Origin of the sequence: Eisenbergiella tayi, assembly GCF_001881565.1 — a bacterium.
Lineage (GTDB): Bacteria > Bacillota > Clostridia > Lachnospirales > Lachnospiraceae > Eisenbergiella > Eisenbergiella tayi.
Map to the genome: position 1 here is coordinate 41435 of NZ_MPDJ01000015.1, position 21140 is coordinate 62574.

General features: G+C 44.8%; 29 protein-coding genes. 1 reads left to right on the forward strand and 28 read right to left on the reverse strand.

Annotated features, from left to right (window positions below; all coding sequences use genetic code 11):
• Positions 1-56: 56 nt before the first annotated feature.
• Positions 57-593 (forward strand): dCTP deaminase, encoded by a 537-nt coding sequence (gene dcd, locus BLA28_RS31355; protein WP_009254021.1) that lies wholly within the window; start codon positions 57-59, stop codon positions 591-593.
• A 63-nt stretch (positions 594-656) separates the two neighbouring features.
• Here the strand turns inward: dcd and BLA28_RS31360 are convergent, their stop codons facing one another.
• The 28 genes from BLA28_RS31360 to BLA28_RS31495 all read right to left on the reverse strand — a co-directional run bounded on the left by BLA28_RS31360 (position 657) and on the right by BLA28_RS31495 (position 20955).
• Positions 657-1019 carry a hypothetical protein gene (locus BLA28_RS31360; RefSeq protein ID WP_044964025.1) on the reverse strand — a complete coding sequence of 121 codons (363 nt, stop codon included), beginning with the start codon at positions 1017-1019 and terminating at the stop codon, positions 657-659.
• On the reverse strand, positions 1016-1597 hold the full coding sequence (locus tag BLA28_RS31365; RefSeq protein ID WP_069155426.1) for a DUF3795 domain-containing protein: 582 nt from the start codon (positions 1595-1597) through the stop codon (positions 1016-1018). The genes BLA28_RS31360 and BLA28_RS31365 overlap by 4 nt, the downstream gene beginning before the upstream one ends.
• Entirely contained in the window at positions 1597-2082 is a 486-nt protein-coding gene (locus BLA28_RS31370) for a GNAT family N-acetyltransferase (RefSeq protein ID WP_069155425.1), read from the reverse strand. Before BLA28_RS31370 ends, BLA28_RS31365 begins: the two co-directional genes overlap by 1 nt.
• Positions 2042-2506 carry an N-acetyltransferase gene (locus tag BLA28_RS31375; RefSeq protein WP_069155424.1) on the reverse strand — a complete coding sequence of 155 codons (465 nt, stop codon included), beginning with the start codon at positions 2504-2506 and terminating at the stop codon, positions 2042-2044. The genes BLA28_RS31370 and BLA28_RS31375 overlap by 41 nt, the downstream gene beginning before the upstream one ends.
• Positions 2507-2556: 50 nt before the next feature.
• Positions 2557-3024: a GNAT family N-acetyltransferase gene (locus BLA28_RS31380; protein ID WP_069155174.1), complete on the reverse strand. Its 468-nt coding sequence runs from the start codon at positions 3022-3024 to the stop codon at positions 2557-2559.
• The gene (locus tag BLA28_RS31385; protein ID WP_069155422.1) at positions 3025-4173 is read right to left on the reverse strand and encodes a GNAT family N-acetyltransferase; all 1149 of its coding nucleotides are present in this window, start codon (positions 4171-4173) and stop codon (positions 3025-3027) included. It lies immediately after the preceding gene.
• An 85-nt stretch (positions 4174-4258) separates the two neighbouring features.
• The gene (locus tag BLA28_RS31390) at positions 4259-4672 is read right to left on the reverse strand and encodes a GNAT family N-acetyltransferase (protein ID WP_069155421.1); all 414 of its coding nucleotides are present in this window, start codon (positions 4670-4672) and stop codon (positions 4259-4261) included.
• A gap of 42 nt (positions 4673-4714) precedes the next feature.
• Positions 4715-5584 carry an aminoglycoside 6-adenylyltransferase gene (locus tag BLA28_RS31395; RefSeq protein ID WP_069155420.1) on the reverse strand — a complete coding sequence of 290 codons (870 nt, stop codon included), beginning with the start codon at positions 5582-5584 and terminating at the stop codon, positions 4715-4717.
• A gap of 35 nt (positions 5585-5619) precedes the next feature.
• Complete coding sequence (locus tag BLA28_RS31400; RefSeq protein WP_069155419.1) at positions 5620-6114, reverse strand: GNAT family N-acetyltransferase; 495 nt, start codon at positions 6112-6114, stop codon at positions 5620-5622.
• Positions 6115-6153: 39 nt separating this feature from the next.
• On the reverse strand, positions 6154-7116 hold the full coding sequence (locus BLA28_RS31405) for a GNAT family N-acetyltransferase (RefSeq protein WP_069155418.1): 963 nt from the start codon (positions 7114-7116) through the stop codon (positions 6154-6156).
• A gap of 26 nt (positions 7117-7142) precedes the next feature.
• The gene (locus BLA28_RS31410; protein WP_069155417.1) at positions 7143-7478 is read right to left on the reverse strand and encodes a TIGR04076 family protein; all 336 of its coding nucleotides are present in this window, start codon (positions 7476-7478) and stop codon (positions 7143-7145) included.
• Positions 7479-7503: 25 nt separating this feature from the next.
• Positions 7504-7926 carry a DUF3592 domain-containing protein gene (locus BLA28_RS31415; RefSeq protein WP_069155416.1) on the reverse strand — a complete coding sequence of 141 codons (423 nt, stop codon included), beginning with the start codon at positions 7924-7926 and terminating at the stop codon, positions 7504-7506.
• A gap of 50 nt (positions 7927-7976) precedes the next feature.
• Positions 7977-8423, reverse strand: coding sequence for a PH domain-containing protein (locus BLA28_RS31420; RefSeq protein ID WP_050018489.1), 447 nt, complete (start codon positions 8421-8423; stop codon positions 7977-7979).
• Between the two features lie 110 nt (positions 8424-8533).
• The gene (locus BLA28_RS31425; RefSeq protein ID WP_044964049.1) at positions 8534-8713 is read right to left on the reverse strand and encodes a hypothetical protein; all 180 of its coding nucleotides are present in this window, start codon (positions 8711-8713) and stop codon (positions 8534-8536) included.
• 79 nt (positions 8714-8792) lie between these two features.
• Entirely contained in the window at positions 8793-9584 is a 792-nt protein-coding gene (gene proC / locus BLA28_RS31430; protein WP_069155415.1) for a pyrroline-5-carboxylate reductase, read from the reverse strand.
• 53 nt (positions 9585-9637) lie between these two features.
• Positions 9638-10087: an HIT family protein gene (locus BLA28_RS31435; protein WP_044964053.1), complete on the reverse strand. Its 450-nt coding sequence runs from the start codon at positions 10085-10087 to the stop codon at positions 9638-9640.
• Positions 10088-10104: 17 nt separating this feature from the next.
• Complete coding sequence (locus BLA28_RS31440) at positions 10105-10440, reverse strand: DUF3784 domain-containing protein (protein ID WP_009254041.1); 336 nt, start codon at positions 10438-10440, stop codon at positions 10105-10107.
• A 22-nt stretch (positions 10441-10462) separates the two neighbouring features.
• On the reverse strand, positions 10463-11011 hold the full coding sequence (locus tag BLA28_RS31445; protein ID WP_141702841.1) for a hypothetical protein: 549 nt from the start codon (positions 11009-11011) through the stop codon (positions 10463-10465).
• 54 nt (positions 11012-11065) lie between these two features.
• The gene (locus BLA28_RS31450; RefSeq protein WP_069155413.1) at positions 11066-11908 is read right to left on the reverse strand and encodes a class I SAM-dependent methyltransferase; all 843 of its coding nucleotides are present in this window, start codon (positions 11906-11908) and stop codon (positions 11066-11068) included.
• A 45-nt stretch (positions 11909-11953) separates the two neighbouring features.
• Positions 11954-12439 carry a GNAT family N-acetyltransferase gene (locus BLA28_RS31455; protein WP_169897328.1) on the reverse strand — a complete coding sequence of 162 codons (486 nt, stop codon included), beginning with the start codon at positions 12437-12439 and terminating at the stop codon, positions 11954-11956.
• A 164-nt stretch (positions 12440-12603) separates the two neighbouring features.
• Positions 12604-13131: a helix-turn-helix domain-containing protein gene (locus BLA28_RS31460; protein WP_044964065.1), complete on the reverse strand. Its 528-nt coding sequence runs from the start codon at positions 13129-13131 to the stop codon at positions 12604-12606.
• Positions 13132-13324: 193 nt separating this feature from the next.
• Positions 13325-14398 carry a peptide chain release factor 1 gene (gene prfA / locus BLA28_RS31465; protein ID WP_009254046.1) on the reverse strand — a complete coding sequence of 358 codons (1074 nt, stop codon included), beginning with the start codon at positions 14396-14398 and terminating at the stop codon, positions 13325-13327.
• Positions 14399-14449: 51 nt separating this feature from the next.
• Positions 14450-15283: a peptide chain release factor N(5)-glutamine methyltransferase gene (gene prmC, locus BLA28_RS31470; RefSeq protein ID WP_069155412.1), complete on the reverse strand. Its 834-nt coding sequence runs from the start codon at positions 15281-15283 to the stop codon at positions 14450-14452.
• Positions 15280-16335, reverse strand: coding sequence for a DUF1385 domain-containing protein (locus BLA28_RS31475; RefSeq protein ID WP_069155411.1), 1056 nt, complete (start codon positions 16333-16335; stop codon positions 15280-15282). Before BLA28_RS31475 ends, prmC begins: the two co-directional genes overlap by 4 nt.
• A gap of 142 nt (positions 16336-16477) precedes the next feature.
• Complete coding sequence (rpmE, locus tag BLA28_RS31480; protein WP_009254050.1) at positions 16478-16684, reverse strand: 50S ribosomal protein L31; 207 nt, start codon at positions 16682-16684, stop codon at positions 16478-16480.
• A 178-nt stretch (positions 16685-16862) separates the two neighbouring features.
• The gene (gene rho, locus BLA28_RS31485) at positions 16863-18641 is read right to left on the reverse strand and encodes a transcription termination factor Rho (RefSeq protein WP_009254051.1); all 1779 of its coding nucleotides are present in this window, start codon (positions 18639-18641) and stop codon (positions 16863-16865) included.
• Positions 18642-19055: 414 nt separating this feature from the next.
• On the reverse strand, positions 19056-19616 hold the full coding sequence (locus BLA28_RS31490; RefSeq protein ID WP_165868916.1) for an HXXEE domain-containing protein: 561 nt from the start codon (positions 19614-19616) through the stop codon (positions 19056-19058).
• A gap of 235 nt (positions 19617-19851) precedes the next feature.
• Complete coding sequence (locus BLA28_RS31495) at positions 19852-20955, reverse strand: endonuclease/exonuclease/phosphatase family protein (RefSeq protein ID WP_071699742.1); 1104 nt, start codon at positions 20953-20955, stop codon at positions 19852-19854.
• Positions 20956-21140 lie beyond the last annotated feature (185 nt).

A 21140-nucleotide genomic window follows, 5' to 3' on the forward strand; every position in this document is an offset into this window, starting at 1 on the left:
CTTCATAACAAGGCGGCCATACTTACCTTATTACAATATGGAAAGGACTCCTGAATATGATTTTATCAGATAAAACCATCCTCAAAATGCTTGAAAACAAATCCCTGACTATTACCCCTGTGGAGAAAGAGCAGATACAGCCTGCAAGTGTGGACGTCCGTCTGGGCAACACCTTCAGCATAGTGGAGGATATGTCCCGCGGCATACTTTCCCTGGACAACGAAATCGTATATAAAACAATAACTGCCGATACCTATGTCCTTCTCCCCGGCCAATTCGTTCTCGCTTCTACTATGGAATATTTTGAATTGCCTGATAATCTGACCGCTTTCGTTGAAGGCAGAAGTTCTCTGGGCAGGATCGGATTGTTTATACAAAATGCAGGTTGGGTGGATCCCGGCTTCCGGGGCGAAATCACACTGGAACTGTTTAACGCCAATCGCTGCGCAATCGAACTTAAGGCCGGCCGCAGAGTCGGACAGCTTGTATTCGCCCAGCTGGATGATACTGCACTGAATCCCTATGCAGGAAAATATCAGGGGCAGCGGGGCGCTACCGGCTCCAGGGTATATATGGATATTGAGGCGAAATAATTCATCCTGACAGGTTTGCTCTTCCTTTTACAGAAAAGCCGTTCCGCTGTTTTCCATTTGGCACTACCGCTTATTTATTTCATCTTCTAAAAAAGCTTTCGCTATATCCATAGCTTCGATCATTTTACTAAAGCGAACGTAATGGGTGGAACCGTCCTCAAATTTCAGCCGCGCCTTTTCGCATTTGCTGATAATAGATTCAATTGGGGCAAGCGCCTGCTGCAATTCCTCTTTCCCGTACCCATCACGCTTTTCCTCCCCGGATATCAACGCCTTTGCGATATATAACGCTTTTATTCTGTTTTTAAGAAGGGAATGCTGCGAAGTTCCTTCTGCAAATTTAGGCCAGACCTTTTCGCATCTGCCCACAACAGATTCTATCACGCCCAATGCCTGTTCCTTTTCCGTTTCGGTATATGTATTCATTCCGTATCCTTCTGTTTCTGGCCGGATGGAGTACTAGGTTTCTTTCTTAATTTCAGTACCACACCCTTTCTATCCGCGGCAGCCTGAAAATAACCTGCCGCAGCAGCCGCTTTTTCCTTCCCTGTATTTTCCGGATTTATCTCAGTTTTAATATGCTCCATCACTTCTCTGATATCCTGCAGTTCCAGCAGATTCACCGCAATGCTGTAGAAGGTCTTCCTGCGTCCGTCATTATAATTATCCAGAAGTACTTTCAAAATCTCTGCCTTTTCTTCCTGTTCCGCCTTATAAGCCTCTTTTCCTATTTGTCTGGCTTTTACGCTATCCTGAATCATGTTCTGGTGTGTGATAAAAGAATCGAATTCCGTCGCATGATCATATTTATCACAAGGAAAACTTTCACACATATAGCAAAACTCCACAGAACCATGCTCCCCAGCGCACTTAAAGAACGAGCAGGGCTGGTTTCCCTCTCCTCCTCCGCATCCGGGACAATAACCGCTTAGATGCATGGTACACAAGCTACAGTTCAATCCGCAGAGAGATAAATAGGGATAGGATCTGCCATAATTTTTCATTACTCATTCTCCTTCAAATCAATCATCATAATGTACTCTTCCTCATTTTCATCAATGATTGAAAAACCTGTCTTTTGATACATTCTAACTGCATAATTGTCTTTCTGTACAGCCAGAGAAGCCTTTTCACAGCCTTCCCGCTTCAAAAGTTCAATCATTTGTTCCATCAGAGCCGTCCCGATTCCCTTTCCCCTGAAGCCCCGGCGGATGGAAACTGCAAATTCCGGAATGCTGTCATCTACGCTTCCGTAACCCTTAATAATTCTTGTCCAGACGGCGCCGACAATCACATCGTCCGCCACCGCACACAGACAGTGATCATGCTTCTTTTCTCCAAAATCCTCGATGTAAATTCTCAGCGCAGGCTCCTGAATGATCTCCCTGGGCAAACGGTTGTTTTCATCTCTCTGAAATATAGCTTCATAGAGAAAATCCGAAAGCAGTTCATATTCCGACGGATCCATTTTTCTTATTTTTATTTCCATTTTCTTTTTTCCACTCCATCAGGAACTCCTTCTCCCCGGTTCCTTCCTCTGTCTGCTCCTGAACCATATAAAAGCCTTCCCTTTTGTAAAAACAGACTGCACGCCGGTTTTTCTCATAGACCTGTAACATCAGCGTTTCCCGTTCCTCTTTCACATAATCAAGAAGACGCCTGCCAATCCCATTGCTCCTGCATGCCTTACCGACAAAAATTCCGGCGATATAATTCCCTGTTAGGCCTATGAAGCCTGCTATTTTCTTTGCCTCTTCATAGACATATATCTCAGCCTGCGGCAGCATTTCCTCTACCTTACTGTAATTTTCCTTCCAATAACGGCTGTCTATAAAATCATGGGCCTCTATGTTAGACTCCAGCCACAGTTCCATGACAGCATGCAGATCCTTTTCATCAAATTTTCTAATCATGAAATCTACCGCGATTCCTTTTCTACACGACTTTACATATTTCCATTCCCTTATTCCTGCGGAAGTATCATCTCATCCTCCATCCGGACAAAACCGAATTTTTCATACAGATATCTTCCCGCCTTCGTCGCTTCCAGCGTAATATGGCTGACCCCTTTTTCCTTTGCTTCCTCAGTCAGCAGCTGCAGAACATGGCAGGCGATACCCCTTCTCCGGTAATCCGGATGAGTATACATGTTCATGATATAGGCTTTTTTTCCTGTTGTATTGTGAAAGGTAGGCATCACACGATAAAAGCTGATACCACCCGCTCCGACAAAAATTCCCCTGTCAAAAACAAGAAATGCCGAATGGCTGCCGTCTTTTAAGGCAGTTAAATAATAATCATACGTTTCTTTTTCTACTGCGGACATATCTGCATCTTCTTCCAGTTCATTTGCCGCCCGCAGCACCTGGATCCTTGTTTTGGTGAGTATATCAATATCATCAAATGCCGCTTTTCTGTATGTCAGATTCATTTATTCTTCCTTTGTACTTTCATTCGAATTTATATATGCATCCAGATAATCATCATTCCACAGCTGTACTTCAATATAGCTTCCCGGGTTTCCATAAAAACCGGGCAGGGAGAATATATACTCACCCACTCTTTTCCCTGACTTTTCAATCATATCCAGGAATGCCGTCTTATTCCACACAGTTCCTTCCGTCATTCCCATATCCTTTAAATGCATGCTGTCCCTTGGTGTAAAGCTAATCTCATCAGCGGCAATATCCCTTAACGGAATGCGTATACTGTCCGCCGTTCCGTAAAAGGCCTGAAAGCCTGGATCCTCTCCCAATACAAAATATATGGGGTGCCTGTTTTTCGGCTTCCCGCCGCCCTGACAAAATTTTTCATACAGCCACTCTTCTGTCGCCTTCCTTTTCTGGTAATAGCGCGCAAAATAATCACCGTAACGGTTATTTTTTGAAGTCGTCTTTTCTGCCAATTTCCCCGCAAACGAAAACGCTTCTTCTTCAGGCAAGCGCATAATATTCATTAACGGCAGACCGCCCGCTTCTCTGTAATTGGTGATGTAAAGACTGCCTATATCCAGTGTTTCCATGGATTTCAGGCGTAAATAATCTGAGCGCAGAAGGCCGTAGCACAGCAGATCCGTAATGCCTTTCTTCCCACACCAGGCCCTTCTCAGCCTTCCTTCCCCCTGTAAGCCGCATCTTAATAAAACCTTACCCGCTGTCGGGTTATTTCCCTCACAGCAGGCTGAAATACGTTCAGCCTGCACCTGTTCAAATAAATAAGGTACCACCGCACCTGCAGCTTCCTTCATATATCCCTTATTCCACCATTGCCTGCCCATACAAAAGCTCAATCGTGCACAGTCGGTGTTCTTCTCTATTTCAGCCTGCAGGAAGCCTATAGCCTGCTCCTTTTCTTTTAACGCAATCGCCCAGTGATAGAAATCAGGGTTCTGATATGTCTGGCATACCTGAAGAATATAGCGGCCTGTTTCCTCCATACTTTTATGAGAATTCCATGGTAAATGGGAGGTCACTTCCTCATCCACTGCCCAGTTATGATACATGGCATATGTATCGTTTAAAGTAAACCGGCGCAGTAAAAGCCTGTCCGTCTCTATTTCCTGTGTTCCTATGTTTCTCATATCATCCCTCCTGGAAATCCTCTGTCATTATATAAGTAAGCTTGCTATTCCCAGAGAAAATACCTGAAAAACCGTATCCGTAATATTATAGTTCTTTTACAAGATAATGCCGCTTGCCGGTAACCGGATATTCCTCCCGTACAAATACCTCTTTATATCCCATCTTTTTATAAAACTCAGGAGCCTGGAAACTGAAGGTATCCAGGAACACATATTTACAGCCCCTGTCTGATGCAGCCTGTTCCGCCCGCTTAAGCAGTTTGCTTCCCATATTCTGTCCGCGGAGCGCTTCATCCACAACGAGATATTCCACATCCAGCCAATTCCCATGTGTCATGCCTATTAACCCGCCCTGACAGTTTCCTTCCTCATCTTCCAGAAAAATTCCCAGTTCCCTTGGGTTTTTATCTTCAAGATGAGACAAATTATAAGCAAGAAGCTTGTCAAATACATTCTTGCGTTCCTCTTTGGTAATTTCCTCTGTTTCCCTGTAAATCATAGCATTATCCTCCTTATGCCTAACCTGCTTGTTTGTTTTCATTCAGTCCGGGTAAATTTCCTTTGCATCCTCCGGCAGCCGGCGTACATGCTCCAAATAAGCTCTGCCGTTTTCTGCCTCGGTATCATCATAGGGATATTCCATTGCCTCAGAAAGCTCTGCAGCAATTTCATGGAACAAATCACACATCCCTAAAACAGAATCCCATATGGCTTCCGTTTCTGCGGAGGAATATGTAGCAAGATATCTCCTGTAAATATCTTCCGAAACATACCGCTCCATATATTTCGCACATTTTCCCGCACTGACCGAAAAATGGTTATCAACACCTATTTTCCATTCTACAATCCGGGTGAGCATGGGGCGGACATATATATTCACCATATCCATTACATAAGGTATTTCTTTTCGCCAAAGACCTTTTGCCACATTGTTAAGGCACCACCAGAACTCATTGCAGGTATCATGGAATTGTTCCGGAGTGGGTTTCTTTACCCAATATATCTCTTCTGATTTTACCGGTTCGGACGGCAGCAGATTATCCTTATCCACCAAAACCCGATATAATTCCAGATCTCTTTTCACCGTTTCCATTGTACATACATGCAAATCCAACCGGTTCCCATCGGCAAACTGCATCAGCCACCCGTAACAGTTTTCCACGTCAGAAGGGAAATAGGCACTGTCCTCCGGATACTGCATGTAAAGACGCTTCCCGAAACGGTCAATCCAGGAGGGATCCTCACGGAAGGTTTTGGTTTCTTCCACCACATAGACAACATCATAATCCTGAAAAATATCCGCCTGCACAGTTGGATTGACACGTGATCCTTCCAAATATGCGGCACGGATTCTTGGATCCTCATTCGCTGTATTTATAATTAAATCAAGCATTTCTTTTTCTGAACGCATATCTTAATCCTCCATAAACCAAACCTTGTATCGTATCATAATTTCTTTTCCATACATACGGAATCATTCATAACCTTATACTGGCCATAGTTATTTATTATGTGAAATCCAAACTTCATATATAACTTCATTGCCGCTGCCAATGGTCTTCCTGTTTCCAAAATTATTTTTCTGAAGGCTTGTTCTTTTGCCTTATTTTCTAATACAGATAATATTTCTTTTCCTATTCCATAGCCTCTGAACTCTTCCTTAATAAACATTCTTTTTATTTCTGCTGTTTCCTTCAGATTTCCTTCCCCTTCTTCAGGAATATATCTTTTAAAACTCCCGCATCCTACGGGTATCTTTTCCCTTTCCTTTATTTCATAGGCAATTACTATATCATGAATATTATCCGTTAAATTGTATTGAAGATATTGAGAACGCTGAATCTCCCCTCCTACAATATCATTCAGGTATTTATCTAAAAGGGAACATAGAAATACAAAGTCGTTATTCGGTATCTTTACATACTCATATGCAATTTTCAAGTTCTTACCCCACTTACTGTTTAAAATAAAAGCAATGCTTTAATGCCGCTGCCATTCCAAAGCACACTCATCAATCCTGCGTACCACACTCTTGGTATAAACTTCAAAATATTTAGGCCAGAACACATTTGCCGTAGGATTAAAGCTCTCATAATCCACACCCAGGCGGCGGAAGCCTTCCTTCTTCAGACAAAGAATCATATAATCCAGCAGTCCCTGATAAATATTCCTTCCCCGGTATTCCGGCAGACAATAAGCACCGCAGATATTCCGCATATCCTTTGCCTGTGTGGCAAAATTCTCCCCACTGTCCGTCACCTCCACATAGGCTGCCACCTTTTCACCATCCATGGCTGTAAAAATTCTGGAACCGCTTTTTTCTTCCTGAAGCTGTTCCGAATTCTCCTCCTCTTCCCGGACAGGATACCCCATAAAACAAGGACTCTTGCCCATGTGTTCCTTCAGCATTCTGTGAAGTCTGTTCACCTGCTCTTTTTCCTTCCCGTCCTCTTCCTGAAAGGTAATTCCGACCGACGGAGTATAATTCCCCAGCGGTTCCATCATACGTATCGCATCCGCACAGCGGCGACCGAAACCATAGTCAAAAAAAGCGGAAAGAGCCGTTTCTTCATGGGCATACAAAGCTATGGAATGATAGGCAATTCCCTTTTTCACCCACTTTTCAGCAGCGGCCTGATACATCCTCTGATACACTTTTCCTCTGTTCTCTTTTACAGAACCATGCGCATGTATCGGTGAAAAAGTTCCTTTTGCCAGTGATTGGAATGCATGCTCCCATGGTTCATGACAGCATAAAAATCCCAGCATTTTTTCTCCTTCGAATGCTGCCACTCCCAGACAGTTATCCGCAAAAGGTGTTAAATCCGGCAGTTCTGTTACCTCCGGTAAGGAGGGTACTTTTCTTCTCTCGTCCTCATAACCGGCCATCGCAAGTTCAGCGGCGGCCTCCGCATGCTTCCTCTCAAAATCCACTATTATCATAAATTATCTTTCCCCTCTTTATCGTGTCACTCTTCTTCCGGTACCCTCTCCAGCATAAATACCACCGGACGGACTCCGTCTGTACAGCACTCTATGGACTTATTTTCATGCTTGTACCAATATTCCTTCCCCGGCTCTCTCGGTACTCTGTCAATCGACATCCTGCTTATCCCGGCATATAAGTCCACCCAGGCCCACGGGCAAAAGCCCGCCGGCATGACAGCCTCTTCCGAAGATTTGTAAAGAAAAGTATCTCCTTCCTTTAAAATCGGACATGGCCCCACCGCCTTTCCTTCCGATAAATATTCCTCCGCTATATCTTCATAAAACTCTGTTTTTATTACTTTTATCCGTACATCCATTCCGTTTTCCTCCTATATCTCTATTCTACAAGATACCTGCTATCCCCATTACAACCCCAATCACAAAAAACAGCCCGCCGATACCGATAAAAATACCGCAGAATAATTTTTTCATCCCTTCATCCCGCTCCGCCCAAATCTGTTCCGGCTTTTGGGTATTGTAATGAATCTCCACTTCTTCTCCTTCCTTATAGCGGCAGGGACTGCTGCCAAAAGAGGAGGTTACCCGCCTTACGCATCCATTTGCATAATATTCGAATATCGGATAATAACAGCCTCCTCTGTCATTTCCTCTTCGCCATTCAATACCTGCCACCCTCGCGGTGGTGATTGCTGAAGCATTTTCCCTTCTTTTGCGAAAGAAAACCACCGCAATGAATCCAATAACTAAAAACAATAAGCCTATCCCGCCAAAAATTACCGAAATAAAAATCCTTGCATCCAACATATAAATCCCCTCTCATTTCCGGCGCAGTCCGATTACCCGCCCTGTCTTTTTCATCTGGAAATTCCCGCAACATGGTTAACCTGTATCCGGTAATTCCGTTTCTGCATTTCACGGACAAATCCTGCCTTATCCTTTAACGCTATCACCATTTCCTGTCTTTTCCCCTTAATGACCAGCCGGTCCAGAGAAGCGGCACTGGAAGCAATGGGATTATGGGAACCATGGATTTCCTCTATGTTTTCAATTGCCATGGAATCCTTGAAAAGCCCAAAATACAGTACCAGATTTAATTCATCAATAACCACATAATTGCGTATGAGCATCGGCAGATAAATAACATTACAGAATATCAGCACTCCTAAAAGAAGCACGATACTGTCTCCGCTGAAAAACAATTCATAAAGCAGCAGCGCATTCGTCCCAATAACGATAAGCCAGTACCACCATGCAATTTTCCCTTTGAATACTATGTTTTTTCCGGTTTCCAAATCCTGCATTCCCATATTACTCCTGTTCTGCCATGAAACACGCGTCTTTTCTTTCCAGTATACCAAAAGTTTATGCGTAATACTATGAACTTTTACATAAAAAAGAACAGGTGAGTAATTCACCTGCTCTGTCCGTCCTTCTTATTTCCCGGTACCGGATAACCATTCCCCTGGGCATCCGTAGTGAGGTCATTCACCTCTCTGCTGTTATTCTTTCTCAGCTCCCGGTTCATAGCCCCGGCCTCATATGATCCTTCCGGAATGGTCTGAAGCCTTTTATCATCCTTTGCTTTTTTCATCAGCACCTCCTTATTTCTTTTATGTCTACAGTATTCCCGTTTTTCAGGAAATAATAAATAAGGTGCTGCCATAATATTTCTACCTGTTTTCCTCAATCGCGTCTATGGCATCAATCACTGTTCCGCGGAAACCTCTTTTTTCCAGTGCGCTCACTCCACGGATCGTGGTTCCTCCCGGAGAACAGACCATATCCTTCATTGCTCCCGGATGTGTTCCCGTTTCCAGATAAAGCTTTCCTGTGCCGACTATCATCTGTGCGGCCATACGGTATGCCGTCTCTCTGGAGATTCCGTATTTTACACCGGCGTCTCCCAAGGCCTCCAGGTACATGGCTGTCAAAGCAGGCGTACAGCCGCTGAGTGTCCCGGCGGAAGAAAGGTGGACGGAATCCACAAATTCAATCAAAGATATTTTCTGAAAGAGGGAGACAAAGGCATCCAGCTCTTCTCCGGAAAGAGAATGCCTGCTTTCGCATACAAAAATTCCTTCGCATACCGAAACCGGGGTATTAGGTATTGTACTGATATGATGGGTTCCCGGCTCCAGAATTTCCTCATAGCGTTCAAAATCATATCCGGCAGCTACTGAAATGACTGTTCTCTCCTTGAGCCTGCCCTTTATCGGTTCGACCACCGCTTCCACCATATACGGCTTTACCGCAAGGATAACAAAATCGCTGTTTTCGATTACTTCTTCAGCAGTCCGCAAAGGAACAATCCCCGTTTTTTCCGCATTCCTGCACAGCTTATCAAAATTTCCGGCGCAGGCACACATCCGGCTCCCCGCCGCTGCCTTTGAAGCGATTAAACCTGTGGCTATAGCCTGTGCCATATTCCCATATCCGATAAAACCGATTTTTATTTCCTTCATTTCCTGTTACCATCCTTATCCGCCGCTTTTTGTCTTACTCTTCCTTCACTTGTTTACTGCAATAATTTGTCCAGCTCTGCATTCAGCTTTTGCTTCAGCTCCTGCAGTTCCTCATCGGACGGCAGGTACTGCTCTGCATACATTTCCTCTCTCGGCAGCTTCCAGACAGGGCCCGGCTCCGGAGTATCTCCCTTTCTTCTGGGAAAAATATGCCAGTGCATGTGCACATTTTCTCCCTGGCCCAATAACTCATAATTCAATTTATCCGGGCCGAAAGCATTGTATACCGCTTCCGCCACCAAAGACATTTCATTCAGGAACGTTTCCCTGAAAGGCCTCTCAAGAAAATGGATTTCCGTGGCATGTACTTTACACAGAAATAAGGTATATCCCTTAATTCTCTGATAATCCCCGATTACCACATAACCGGTTTCCAGCTCTCTGACAAAATATCTGTTTTTACCCTCTATGGTTTCCTGGATTGTTTGACACACCCCACACATAAGCTTTTTCCTCCGTCTCACTTTATCTCATATTTAGCAAATGCTTTCTCCGCATCCATATGAACCTCTCTGAAAAATAATACAAGCCAGACAATGTAAGCCCCGACAGCGAAATAACCCGAAAGGAACCAGGAACCAAGGGCGCCGATCAGCATAATAACAGACCAAAGCGCAAAATGATTCCTATAGTCCTTTGCCATCCTTTTCCTGTCATATTTTTCCTGCTTCCATTTCGGAAGGGTATTAAACCCGCTGATCAGTTTTGCCGATTTCTCCTTAAAAACGGCAAAAACCAGCGCCAGTACTGCAAAACACGGAACTAAAATAATACACATATAAAAACCGATAAGCATTTAAACCCTCCTGTATGGAATGTCACCTTTTGAAATTAACAATTTTGGCTTTTTCATATATCTCAAACATATTTTTAAAATAGGAGGGATCCTGCGTTTCCTGCTCCCCATTTTCGGAATCAAAGTATGTATATGAAGCATTTCCGTCCGTATCAAAATTTTCATTTACATATTTAACAGCTACCAGCTGTTTCTGCGAATCATCGACTGCATATTGTGCTGCGAAGTGGCCGCCGGCAGCATAGATCCAGTTTTCATCATATCTGACAGGATAAGCCGTTCCCAGTGATTCTACCGTCCCGATTTCCTTCACTTCCCCGTCCCACGCATAATAGACTCTGCAGGTCATTGCCGCCTCAGTATCCTCATCGTAGCTGTAGGTCCCTTCCGCAATCAGCAAAACAGGCAGGCCGCCCTCCGGGCGCTCCACATAGGCATAGGCCTCATCCTCCGACATCGCTCCTATTACAGAAGAATAGACCTTTTCCGTTTTTTCCTTTCCGCATCCGATTAAGCCAAGCATACTGATTAATAAAATAATTATAATCCCTTCTCTATATCCTCGTTTCATAATCCTCTTCCTATCATATCCAAATTTTTCATCCGCCTTTTTCTTACCGGAATATTATTTCCTTATTACCGCACAAATCGTCTCGTCCCTGCCTGTAAAAGCTTTACCTGCCGCATCATCGTAAAATTCCGGTGCTGAAAATCCGGCATTCCTGATTTCCGCCTCCAGCATTTCCCTGGAATACACCTGGTTCCAGATATTATAGCATTCACAATTCTCTTCCGTAACCACCACATATTGCTCCAGCGTATTCTGCGAATCATGATAAACAGAATTTCTCTGAATAACCGCATAGGGCTTTTCCGACCAGAAACCGCTCTCTTCATATCCTACGGAATCCTTTTCCTCAAAAGCACTGAGAAACCTATCCGTCCATCCGTCCAGGAACAGAATGCCTCCATCCTTCAGGGCCTTTCTGCACTTCTTCAGCAATACAGCCCTGTCCTCCGGCGCCAGCACGCCAAAATCACAATAGATTAAAATGATAACGTCAAACTTCTCCTGATAATCAATTTCCAGATAATTCTGATATTGATACCGGATATTCATCTGTTTCTCCGCCGCGTGCTGCTTCGCATATTGTATGGAACGCGCGGAAAAATCAATGCCTGTCACACAGAAGCCTTTTTCTGCAAGAAGCTCTGCATAAATACCTGGTCCGCAGCCCAGATCAAGCAGTGTTTTTCCTGTCCCTCCACCGCAATATCCGCAAATCCAGTCGACTGATTTCCTGACGAACTCCATTTTCCTTGTCGCACCGTCCTCCTCCTGATTGAGATGTGCTTCCAGCATATACTTTGAAATATTTTCATCATCCCAAAAAGCAGACGAACTTTTTTCATATAACTTAGGTTTTTCTTTTATATAACGTAAAAAATTATGATTAACCTCGCTCATTAACTAACTTCCTTCTTTCTTTTTCCTTCCGGAATTCCGAAAGCCTTATCCCCTCTTTTCCTGACTGCAGGCCAGATGCTTTGCCAGAAAAAGACAGGGATTTGCCTCATCCCAGAGCAAAGGGAAAACCTCCAGAGGGATAAATCCCATTTTTTCATAAAACCGTCTGGTCCGTTCATACGGTTCAAAATCCACAGAACCATCCAGGGTTTTTACCGTAAGATAAACAAATCCCTTCTGTTGACAATACTCTTCCGCACGTTCCATCAGCTCCGATCCAATGCCCATTCTATGGTATTCTTTCAGAATCCCCATGACACATACCTCGGCTGTGAATGCATTATGTATCTTAACCGCCAAAAAGCCAACCGGCCTTTCTCCGTCGTATACCCCGTAAAACGGCATCTCTTCCACCAGGCTGACATATTCCGCTATGGATTCTTCAATGCCAAACCATTCCGGCAGCCTGTGGAGAACAGTATCACAGATTTCCTTTTTTGCATTTCCGTCTCCTACTTCTCTTATCTCCATCACTATTCTCCTCTCCACGGTAAACAGGCAGGATATTGTTTGCTCCATTATACCCTCTAAAGGAATGAGGTACAATGGCTTTCTTTTTTTCTGCTGAAAAAACATAGCCGTACCAGCTTGCCCCGCTGATACGGCTGTGTTTACCAGAAAGCTTTATTTACTGCTCATTCGTCCCTGCCGATTGTATGGTTTTGTCCATAGATTCTCTTTTTAACGGCATTTATTTTATAGATAATATTACTTGTATATATCACTGCGGTAATCAGCATTCCGAAGGACACCCCTTCGCAAAAATCTGCAATATTTCCGGTAATACCTTTATCCGCAAGGCCTGTTCCCTCCAAAATTAAAAAAGCAATAAAGCTAATTACTCCAATCCAGGCAAAAATATGGAGTTTCTTCATCATACGCATCTTTTCATCATTGCTGTAATCGGCCGCCTTTAATACGGTTTCTTTCATATCCTTATCCATTTTCCCGCTTTCCCTTTCTCCATTCAATAATTCCTTCAATTCCACATTGTAATACTCTGATATCATTACTAAGATATCCAGATCCGGCATGTTGCTGCCGGTTTCCCATCTCGAAACAGTTCTGCCCGATACATTCATTATTTCTGAAAACTGTTCCTGTGTGAGTCCTTTCTCTTTTCGAAGCTCCTTTAGAAAGCTTCCAATCTTCTGCTGATTCACCAGGCATACCTCCTTTCAAAAGCAATCGTAAAACAGAACTGGTGAAAAAAACACGACATAAAGCGGGAAATGGCGTATTTTTTATAACCAGACACAAAATGTCCGGAGTCAGCCGTCAAAGCCAACCCCGGACACCATTCTTTTTTATCTCACTATCTGTTATTCCGGCTGCCATGATTTGCCAAACCCTCTTCTAGGCTTCATTCATCCTTGCGAGTTTTGCACTTTGGTCGGCTGCTATAAGGCTGTCAAGGAGTTCATCGATATCACCGTTCATAATATCATCAATCTTGTAAAGCGTAAGTTTAATCCGGTGATCCGTTACACGTCCCTGAGGGAAATTATAGGTACGGATTTTTTCCGAACGATCTCCGGTTCCGATCTGGCTTCTTCTCAGCTCCGCCTCAGCATCGTGGGCCTTCTGCTGTTCGATGTCATACAGCTTCGCACGCAGCAGGGCAAAAGCCTTGGCCTTATTCTGAAGCTGGGACTTTTCCGTCTGGCTGTATACCACAATTCCTGTGGGATAATGGGTCAGACGCACCGCGGAGTCCGTAGTATTAACGCACTGTCCTCCGTTTCCGGAAGCACGCATAACATCGATTCGGATGTCCTTATCATCAATAACCACATCCACGTCCTCCACTTCCGGCATGACCGCCACGGTGATGGTGGATGTATGGATACGTCCGCCGGATTCCGTTTCCGGCACACGCTGTACACGGTGAACCCCGCTTTCGTATTTCAGGCGGGAATAGGCTCCTTTTCCGTTGATCATGAAGCTGACTTCCTTCATGCCGCCGATACCGATTTCGTCCGCTCCGACCAACTCCACCTTCCAACGGTTTCGTTCCGCATATTTCACATACAAACGATACATTTCCGCTGCAAAAAGCGCGGCTTCATCTCCGCCCGCACCCGCACGGATTTCCACAACAACGTTTTTATCATCATTAGGATCCTTGGGGAGCAGCAGGATCTTCATTTCCTGTTCCAGCTCCTGGATACGCCTTTTGGCTTCACTGTTTTCTTCTTTCAGAAGCTCCCGCATTTCCTCATCGGACTCGGATTCCAGCATGATCATACTGTCCTCCGCATCCTGTTTCACTTTTTTATATTCCTTATAGGCCTCCACAAGCGGTGTCAGATCGCTCTGTTCCTTCATGAGGGAACGGAAACGATCCTGATTGGCCGTTACAGAAGGCTCATTTAATTCATTCATTATTTCTTCATAACGACGAAGCAGGTCTTCCAGCCTGTCAAACATATTTTATCATTCCTTCCTTAACAGGACTGCCTGAAGCACAGTCCATTTCCTTTACGCATACCACAATCCGGATACCACCCGGTCAAGTCCGGCAAAATCCTTTGTCACCCTGACCTCAGAAAATCCGTGCTTTTCCATCAGCTCTTTCACAGCCTCACCCTGATCATAACCGATTTCAAAATACAGGCTGCCTCCCCGAACAAGATGCTCCGGGCAGCCCTCCAGTATTTTCCGGTAAAAAACCAGGCCGTCCTCCCCTCCGTCCAGAGCGGAAAGCGGTTCGTGAAGCCTCACCTCATCCATCAGGCCGTCAATGACCCGGGTTTGTATATAAGGCGGATTGGATACTATAATATCATATTTATCTTCTATCTTTTCAAACAGATCACTGCGCAGAAAACAGGCCTGTATTCCCAGCCTGCGCGCATTTTCTCCGGCAACAGCCAGCGCTTCCTGCGAAATGTCGGCTCCTGTCCCCCGGCAGTCATTGGAATAATGAAGGAGGCTGAGCAATATACAGCCTGAACCGGTGCACATGTCCAGGATCCTGCTCCCATCCATCATATCGCGCATCACTTCTTCCACAAGGATTTCCGTATCCTGCCTGGGAATAAGTACGTGCCCGTTTACCAGAAAGGTAAGCCCCATAAACTCCTGCTCACCGGTAAGATGCTGCAAAGGGATATGCTGCGCACGTTTCTGAATCCAGTCCTTGTATCTGTTTTTTTCCTCTTCGGACAGCAGCCTGTCGCCATGTACAAGCAGGGTATTTCTGTCTGTCCCGCATATCTTTTCCAAAAGCAGCCTTGCGTCCAGCTCCGCTTCCGATACTCCGGCCGTCTCCAGACTCTGCTTTCCCCAGTCATAACCTTCTTTGTAATTCATTGCAGTATGGGCTCTCCTGTCTCCGTTTCGTCCACTTCTGCCATACCGTCCTCTTCCAAAGCCGTTTCTGTCCGGCCGCCGTCATCCATCCAGGATTCATCCACTTCATAACCGAATTCTTCCTTCAGATATGCTTTCCAGTCAAACACAGCTTCTACGGAAGCAATAGCCACTTCAATCATGCTTTCGTCCGGTTCCCTGGTTGTCAGCTTCTGAAGCCACATACCGGGCTTGGAAATTAAGTTGATGAAGATGTTGTCACTTCTGCCCGCAAGACGGATAATCTCATAGGAAATTCCAGCAATAACCGGAATCAGCAGAATTCTTACCACCAGCCTGAGCCCCGGGTTTTCCACCCGTATAAACATGAAAAGAATAATACTGATCAACATGACAAACAAAAGAAAGCTTGTTCCGCATCTTTTATGCAGGCGGGAGCTTCTCATGGCATCCTTAACCGTCAGGGGACGGCCTTTTTCCAGACAGTTAATGCACTTATGCTCCGCTCCGTGATATTGGTAAACACGCCGGATATCCTTCATCCCGGCGATCAGGGCCACATAGGACAGAAAAATAGCAAGACGGACAATACCTTCCAATATGGCAAGAAGGGAAGCATTTCTGATATAGGAATGGAACAGAAGGCTGATACCGTAAGGCAGCGCAATGAAAATAGCCACTGCAAGCACAATGGAAAAGGCTACGGTTAAGCCCATCAAAAGCTTTTCCCCATTCCCTTTGCTCACCTTATCCAGCATCTGATCCGTTTTGGTTTCCTTGGCATCCTCTTCCTCATAAAAGCTTGCTGAATAGGTCAGTGTCTGCATTCCCAGAACAAGAGAATCTATAAAGTTAAAAACCCCTCTGATAAAAGGCAGCTTTGTCAGCTTGCTGCCCGACAGAATCCCGGTATATTTTTCTTTTTTTGTTTCGATGTTTCCGTCCGGCTTTCTCACCGATACGGCATACTCGTCTTTGTTTTTCATCATGACGCCTTCCAGTACGGCCTGGCCGCCGATTCCGGAATAGTGTCCGCAGTTCTTTTTACTCATATTTGGCCCTCCTGTCCGCCCTTTATCCGCAGACGTCAATTCAAAGGCTGAAAGCTTCCCTTCACCCTTTTTCCTCCCTGACGGGTTCCACAGTATGAAAAAGAAGGTTGAGATTAATTAACCTCAACCTTTCTTGCAGCTCTTATTTGTTTTCCACACCATACTTCTTGTTAAACTTATCAATACGTCCACGAGCCTGAGCAGCTTTCTGCTGGCCTGTGTAGAATGAATGGCACTTGGAGCATACTTCCACGTGAATCTCGGGTTTGGTGGAACCTGTTACAAATGTGTTTCCGCAGTTGCAGGTTACAGTTGCCTGGTAAAACGCAGGATGGAGTCCTTCTTTCATAGTTTTCACCTCTTCTATATTTTTTGTTCCCATTAATATTTCGTTCTCATCCACTTGCCTTTCGGCCGCCGCTCACAGTTCTGACTGTAAACAGCTTTTTAATTGTAGCATAGCTTTTCCATCAATGCAAGTAGAAAATCCGCTTATTTTCCAATATTTTGCGGCTTTTTATGAAGAATCAGATAAATTTCATTTTTTTAACCAGATTTACGAAATCCGAATTGTTTTTGGTGCGCGCAAACATATCCAGTATCTTATCCACCGCGTCCTCAGGTCTCAGGCTGTTAAGAGCCTTACGCAGGACACCGATAGCCTCCAGTTCTTCCGGGGTAAGAAGAAGATCTTCCCTTCTGGTTCCGGATTTGGGGATATCGATAGCGGGGAATACCCTTCTTTCGGAAAGCTTTCTGTCCAGCACGATTTCCATATTGCCGGTTCCCTTGAACTCTTCATATATAACATCGTCCATCTTGCTTCCCGTATCCACAAGAGCCGTAGCAAGAATAGTCAGACTGCCGCCTTCCCTCATATTTCTTGCCGCACCGAAAAAGCGCTTGGGCATATGCAGGGCCGCCGGATCCAGACCACCTGACAGGGTTCTTCCGCTGGGCGGGATTACCAGATTGTAGGCTCTGGTCAGACGAGTGATACTGTCAAGGAGTATTATGACATCCTTCTTATGCTCCACCAGACGTTTTGCCCTCTCAATAACCATTTCAGACACTCTCTTATGATGCTCCGGCAGTTCGTCAAATGTGGAGTAAATAACTTCTACGTTAGGGCCTTCTATCGCTTCCCTGAAGTCCGTTACTTCTTCCGGACGTTCGTCAATCAGAAGAATAATCAGATGCATGTCCGGATTATTCACCTTGACAGACTGCGCCACCTGCTTCAGCAGAGTCGTCTTACCTGCCTTGGGAGGGGAAACAATCATACCCCTCTGCCCCTTTCCCACAGGACTCATCAAATCCATAATACGCATCGCCACGGAAGAGCGGGACATCTCAAGACGCACTCTTTCTTCCGGGAATATAGGCGTCATATCTTCAAAATTAGTTCTCTTCGCCGCCACATCGGGAGCATATCCGTTAATGGATTTTACATACAGAAGGGCAGAGAATTTCTCATTCTGCGTCTTAATTCTGGTATTGCCGACTACAATATCCCCTGTTTTCAAATTAAATCTGCGGATCTGGCTGGGCGCCACATAGACATCGTTTTCACCCGGCAGGTAATTGGCGCAGCGGATAAAACCATATCCGTCAGGCATAACCTCCAGAATCCCGTTAGCGGTAACCCCGCTGTCCAGATCGGAAGGGAACTTCTCATCTTCTGCAATGGCAGGCGCCGGAATTTCCGCCTGGGCGATTTCGGCTCTTTCCACAGGTGTATTCCTGTTTTCATTCCTGACTGTATTATCCGTACGTTCCGCGTAAGAGGGCCGTTCTCCAGTCTGATTTCCTGAAGTATTCTGCCGGTTTCCATTATTTACAATAATGCTTCTCTGGCTCCGCTGCTCCTGGCCTCCATTCGGACGGCTGTCTCCGTTTTTACGGATTCCGGTGTCTCTGCGTACCGGTCTCCGATCCGTATTGCGGTTCTGGGAAGCCGTATGAGACTCCTCTGCAGCTGCAGGCTGAGAAGGGGCCGGTGCCTTTACAGGGGCCGGCTTTTCTTCCGAAGCTGCGCTCTTTACAGGCTCCGTTTTCTTCTCTTCTGCTGCCTTTTCCCTGCTTTTTTTTGTCTCATGAGCAGTCCTGGGTTTTTCCGCTGTCTCTTCCTTTGTCTCTGCTTTGGGCGCGGCTGTCTGTTCTTTTTCTTCCTTTTCGTCCAGCGCTACCATAGCATCTATGATATCTGCCTTTTTCATTCCTGAAGTTCCTTTAATTCCGCGTGATTTTGCAATTTCCTTCAGATCTGCTAATGCCAGAGACTGATACTTTTCTCTCATACCCATACCTTTCCTCCGTACCAAACGTACAAAATGTTACTAAAATACATACAACAAATCCGCCACAATACCATCCTTAATAATAAAAAAGGTAGGTTTCCTGCTGCTTTTTTCTGTCGGTTATTCATTTCAATTTATCAGGGAAATAATTAATGACAACAGGCCTTTCTGCCGTTATTCAGGCGCGAAAGCCAGCTTTCCATGTCTGTCTACTGGCAACGCCGTCCAATCGGAACAGTAACGCCAACAAGATATGTATTGGATATAATACTACAAAATTGGTATCTTTATGTGACCACATTATACAACACTATACCAAAAATAGGAAGCCTTTTTTTCAAAAAGCTTCCTGTTCATGGGAAATTTACGTTATGATATACTATTATTTAATAATTCTAAAATCCTCGGAAGGGAAGATTTCTATTTCTGCAGAGGATTTATTTTCTTTTTCGTTTCTTCTCTCCCCTTTTTGGTAAACATTGCTTTTCTGGCATTGTTCATGAACTCTCCGTAGCTTTCTCCGTTAGATTTGACAATAACAGCCTGAAGCCCGAATAAAGGCACCAGCAGGAAAATTGCCGCCCACAGCCAGTAAATCCCTTTCACATAGCCATTAGCAAATAAATAGTAATAACCATACACTGCAACCGGAAATTGTACACAAACCGCCGTTATCAGCCCTGGTGAATAAAACCTTTCCGGATTCACCCGTGCAGCCGCCAAATGTGCAAATATTTCTATACATCCAATAAATAAAGTTGCCATTACCGGCCATATATATCCCCCAATAACTGCCGGGATAACCGTCGCATATAAAGTAAACATCAACAGGCCGAATTTGGCAATGCCAATATTCCTGATTTCTATTCCTGTCATCGCAAGAACTAATTCTACAAAGCCCCCGGGAAACTTCAATTCTTCTATTTCATGAACGGCAAGAGCCACAATATAGATAATTGGCAGTTTTATAACCATATCCATATCTTTCCACCCAATTATAAGCCATATTATTGCTCCTGCTCCCAGTAATGAGGTAAGCCAAAAGCTATATTTTTTCATGAAATTTTCCATTTTGTTTTTCTCCGTCCCAACTGTCATTTATCGCAGTCAAATATATTATCCAGAATGTTATTTAATTATAGAATGAATGGATTCATCCATCAACCAACAACATTTTTCTATTTGTCGGATCCCTAATACGAAGAAAGACTCTTACCTATTTTAATGAGAACACCATCCTCACCGGATCATGGTCCGAAAACTGGTAACCGGTATGGATGTTTTCATATTCCTTCATTATAATATTATCCGATATAATAAACCCATCCAGCGTCACCGTATAAGTAACCCCTTCCTCATAAGGCATATCCGCATTGCGGGCGCTGTCCGGCATGGAGGCTCTTTCCTCTTCCCCAAGCAGATCAATACTGAACGAGAAACCTTCCGGCAGTCTTTCTCTGGGAAAAGGATACGCCCAGGATTCCCTATCCTCCGAAACAACACCCAAAGCCTTCAAATCGTGATTGAAATCTCCTCCGCAGATCACATAATTCCCCTTTTCATACTCTGCCTGCATGTCTCCGCACAGCTTGCTGATCTGCGCCTCCCGGATGGCATCGCTGTTTCCGTATGCGGACATATGCTGGGCGAAAATCACCAGCTCTTTTCCGTTTTCCACCGGTATCCGGCTGATGGAATAGCATCTGTCCAGATCCAGGAACTTACTGAAGGAAGTAGAAATAGGAAAGCTTTTCCTCACACCGGAGGTAACAGGATATTTCGAATAAAGAGCGATTCCTGCCAGACTCTTCCCATGAGGCTCCCAGGGCGGCACCATCAGAAACGCCGAATCATAGTTAATGGCAAAGTCCGAATAATAGCTGCCGAAAAAGCCGTCCAGCAATTCATACTGGTTCACATGATAGCTCCTTGTAGAATCCAAATCCACTTCCTCGAAAATCATAAAATCCGGATCATATCCTGCCGCCAGCCCTCCCGCTCCGGAAACCGTTTCCAGCACGCTCTCCCTGCTTTTCGCCACAGAGGACTTCCCGCCATCCATGAAAAAGCTGTAGTCGGGCGTATAAGCGCCGAAGCCTATATTATAAGTCATGATTTCATAATCCGTCCCGGCAGAAACCTCTGCCCCGCCTTCTCCGCCTTCTGTCGGCTGCCGTATTTCTAACGCCAGATCATCAGGCAGTCTGTGGTAACTGATCATCACATAAAGCACATACCCTATGACTGCCAGGAGCAGGACAGCCACTATCCCCAGCACCACCCGCAGCCATATCCGTTTCTTTTTTTTACTCTTCGCCATATTCGTTTCCTCCCGCAATATGTCTTTACCTTTATAATACTCTAACCGGTAAAAAAACACAATCTCGCATAATGTCTGTGCTTTTATCCTGTTTACCAGCAAGTTTCGCTATTGCGGATCGAATCCAAATATTATATGATATTTCTATGGCTGTCCTGAATATCACAGAATCCAGCCACAAAAAA

What these genes read in the sequence shown, in the direction of transcription:
- BLA28_RS31440 (WP_009254041.1), bottom strand. Translation starts at nt 10,440, where the DNA reads ATGCTTATCGGTTTTTATATGTGTATTATTTTAGTTCCGTGTTTTGCA.
- BLA28_RS31385 (WP_069155422.1), bottom strand. Translation starts at nt 4,173, where the DNA reads ATGAGAAACATAGGAACACAGGAAATAGAGACGGACAGGCTTTTACTG.
- rho (WP_009254051.1), bottom strand. Translation starts at nt 18,641, where the DNA reads ATGGGTATGAGAGAAAAGTATCAGTCTCTGGCATTAGCAGATCTGAAG.
- BLA28_RS31370 (WP_069155425.1), bottom strand. Translation starts at nt 2,082, where the DNA reads ATGGAAATAAAAATAAGAAAAATGGATCCGTCGGAATATGAACTGCTT.
- BLA28_RS31435 (WP_044964053.1), bottom strand. Translation starts at nt 10,087, where the DNA reads ATGTGTGGGGTGTGTCAAACAATCCAGGAAACCATAGAGGGTAAAAAC.
- BLA28_RS31360 (WP_044964025.1), bottom strand. Translation starts at nt 1,019, where the DNA reads ATGAATACATATACCGAAACGGAAAAGGAACAGGCATTGGGCGTGATA.
- BLA28_RS31420 (WP_050018489.1), bottom strand. Translation starts at nt 8,423, where the DNA reads ATGCAGGATTTGGAAACCGGAAAAAACATAGTATTCAAAGGGAAAATT.
- proC (WP_069155415.1), bottom strand. Translation starts at nt 9,584, where the DNA reads ATGAAGGAAATAAAAATCGGTTTTATCGGATATGGGAATATGGCACAG.
- BLA28_RS31425 (WP_044964049.1), bottom strand. Translation starts at nt 8,713, where the DNA reads ATGAAAAAAGCAAAGGATGATAAAAGGCTTCAGACCATTCCGGAAGGA.
- BLA28_RS31380 (WP_069155174.1), bottom strand. Translation starts at nt 3,024, where the DNA reads ATGAATCTGACATACAGAAAAGCGGCATTTGATGATATTGATATACTC.
- BLA28_RS31475 (WP_069155411.1), bottom strand. Translation starts at nt 16,335, where the DNA reads ATGAGTAAAAAGAACTGCGGACACTATTCCGGAATCGGCGGCCAGGCC.
- prmC (WP_069155412.1), bottom strand. Translation starts at nt 15,283, where the DNA reads ATGAATTACAAAGAAGGTTATGACTGGGGAAAGCAGAGTCTGGAGACG.
- BLA28_RS31365 (WP_069155426.1), bottom strand. Translation starts at nt 1,597, where the DNA reads ATGAAAAATTATGGCAGATCCTATCCCTATTTATCTCTCTGCGGATTG.
- BLA28_RS31395 (WP_069155420.1), bottom strand. Translation starts at nt 5,584, where the DNA reads ATGCGTTCAGAAAAAGAAATGCTTGATTTAATTATAAATACAGCGAAT.
- BLA28_RS31450 (WP_069155413.1), bottom strand. Translation starts at nt 11,908, where the DNA reads ATGAGCGAGGTTAATCATAATTTTTTACGTTATATAAAAGAAAAACCT.
- BLA28_RS31375 (WP_069155424.1), bottom strand. Translation starts at nt 2,506, where the DNA reads ATGATTAGAAAATTTGATGAAAAGGATCTGCATGCTGTCATGGAACTG.
- BLA28_RS31405 (WP_069155418.1), bottom strand. Translation starts at nt 7,116, where the DNA reads ATGATAATAGTGGATTTTGAGAGGAAGCATGCGGAGGCCGCCGCTGAA.
- BLA28_RS31445 (WP_141702841.1), bottom strand. Translation starts at nt 11,011, where the DNA reads ATGAAACGAGGATATAGAGAAGGGATTATAATTATTTTATTAATCAGT.
- BLA28_RS31490 (WP_165868916.1), bottom strand. Translation starts at nt 19,616, where the DNA reads ATGGATATGGTTATAAAACTGCCAATTATCTATATTGTGGCTCTTGCC.
- BLA28_RS31495 (WP_071699742.1), bottom strand. Translation starts at nt 20,955, where the DNA reads ATGGCGAAGAGTAAAAAAAAGAAACGGATATGGCTGCGGGTGGTGCTG.
- dcd (WP_009254021.1), top strand. Translation starts at nt 57, where the DNA reads ATGATTTTATCAGATAAAACCATCCTCAAAATGCTTGAAAACAAATCC.
- rpmE (WP_009254050.1), bottom strand. Translation starts at nt 16,684, where the DNA reads ATGAAAGAAGGACTCCATCCTGCGTTTTACCAGGCAACTGTAACCTGC.
- prfA (WP_009254046.1), bottom strand. Translation starts at nt 14,398, where the DNA reads ATGTTTGACAGGCTGGAAGACCTGCTTCGTCGTTATGAAGAAATAATG.
- BLA28_RS31410 (WP_069155417.1), bottom strand. Translation starts at nt 7,478, where the DNA reads ATGGATGTACGGATAAAAGTAATAAAAACAGAGTTTTATGAAGATATA.
- BLA28_RS31455 (WP_169897328.1), bottom strand. Translation starts at nt 12,439, where the DNA reads ATGGAGATAAGAGAAGTAGGAGACGGAAATGCAAAAAAGGAAATCTGT.
- BLA28_RS31415 (WP_069155416.1), bottom strand. Translation starts at nt 7,926, where the DNA reads ATGTTGGATGCAAGGATTTTTATTTCGGTAATTTTTGGCGGGATAGGC.
- BLA28_RS31390 (WP_069155421.1), bottom strand. Translation starts at nt 4,672, where the DNA reads ATGATTTACAGGGAAACAGAGGAAATTACCAAAGAGGAACGCAAGAAT.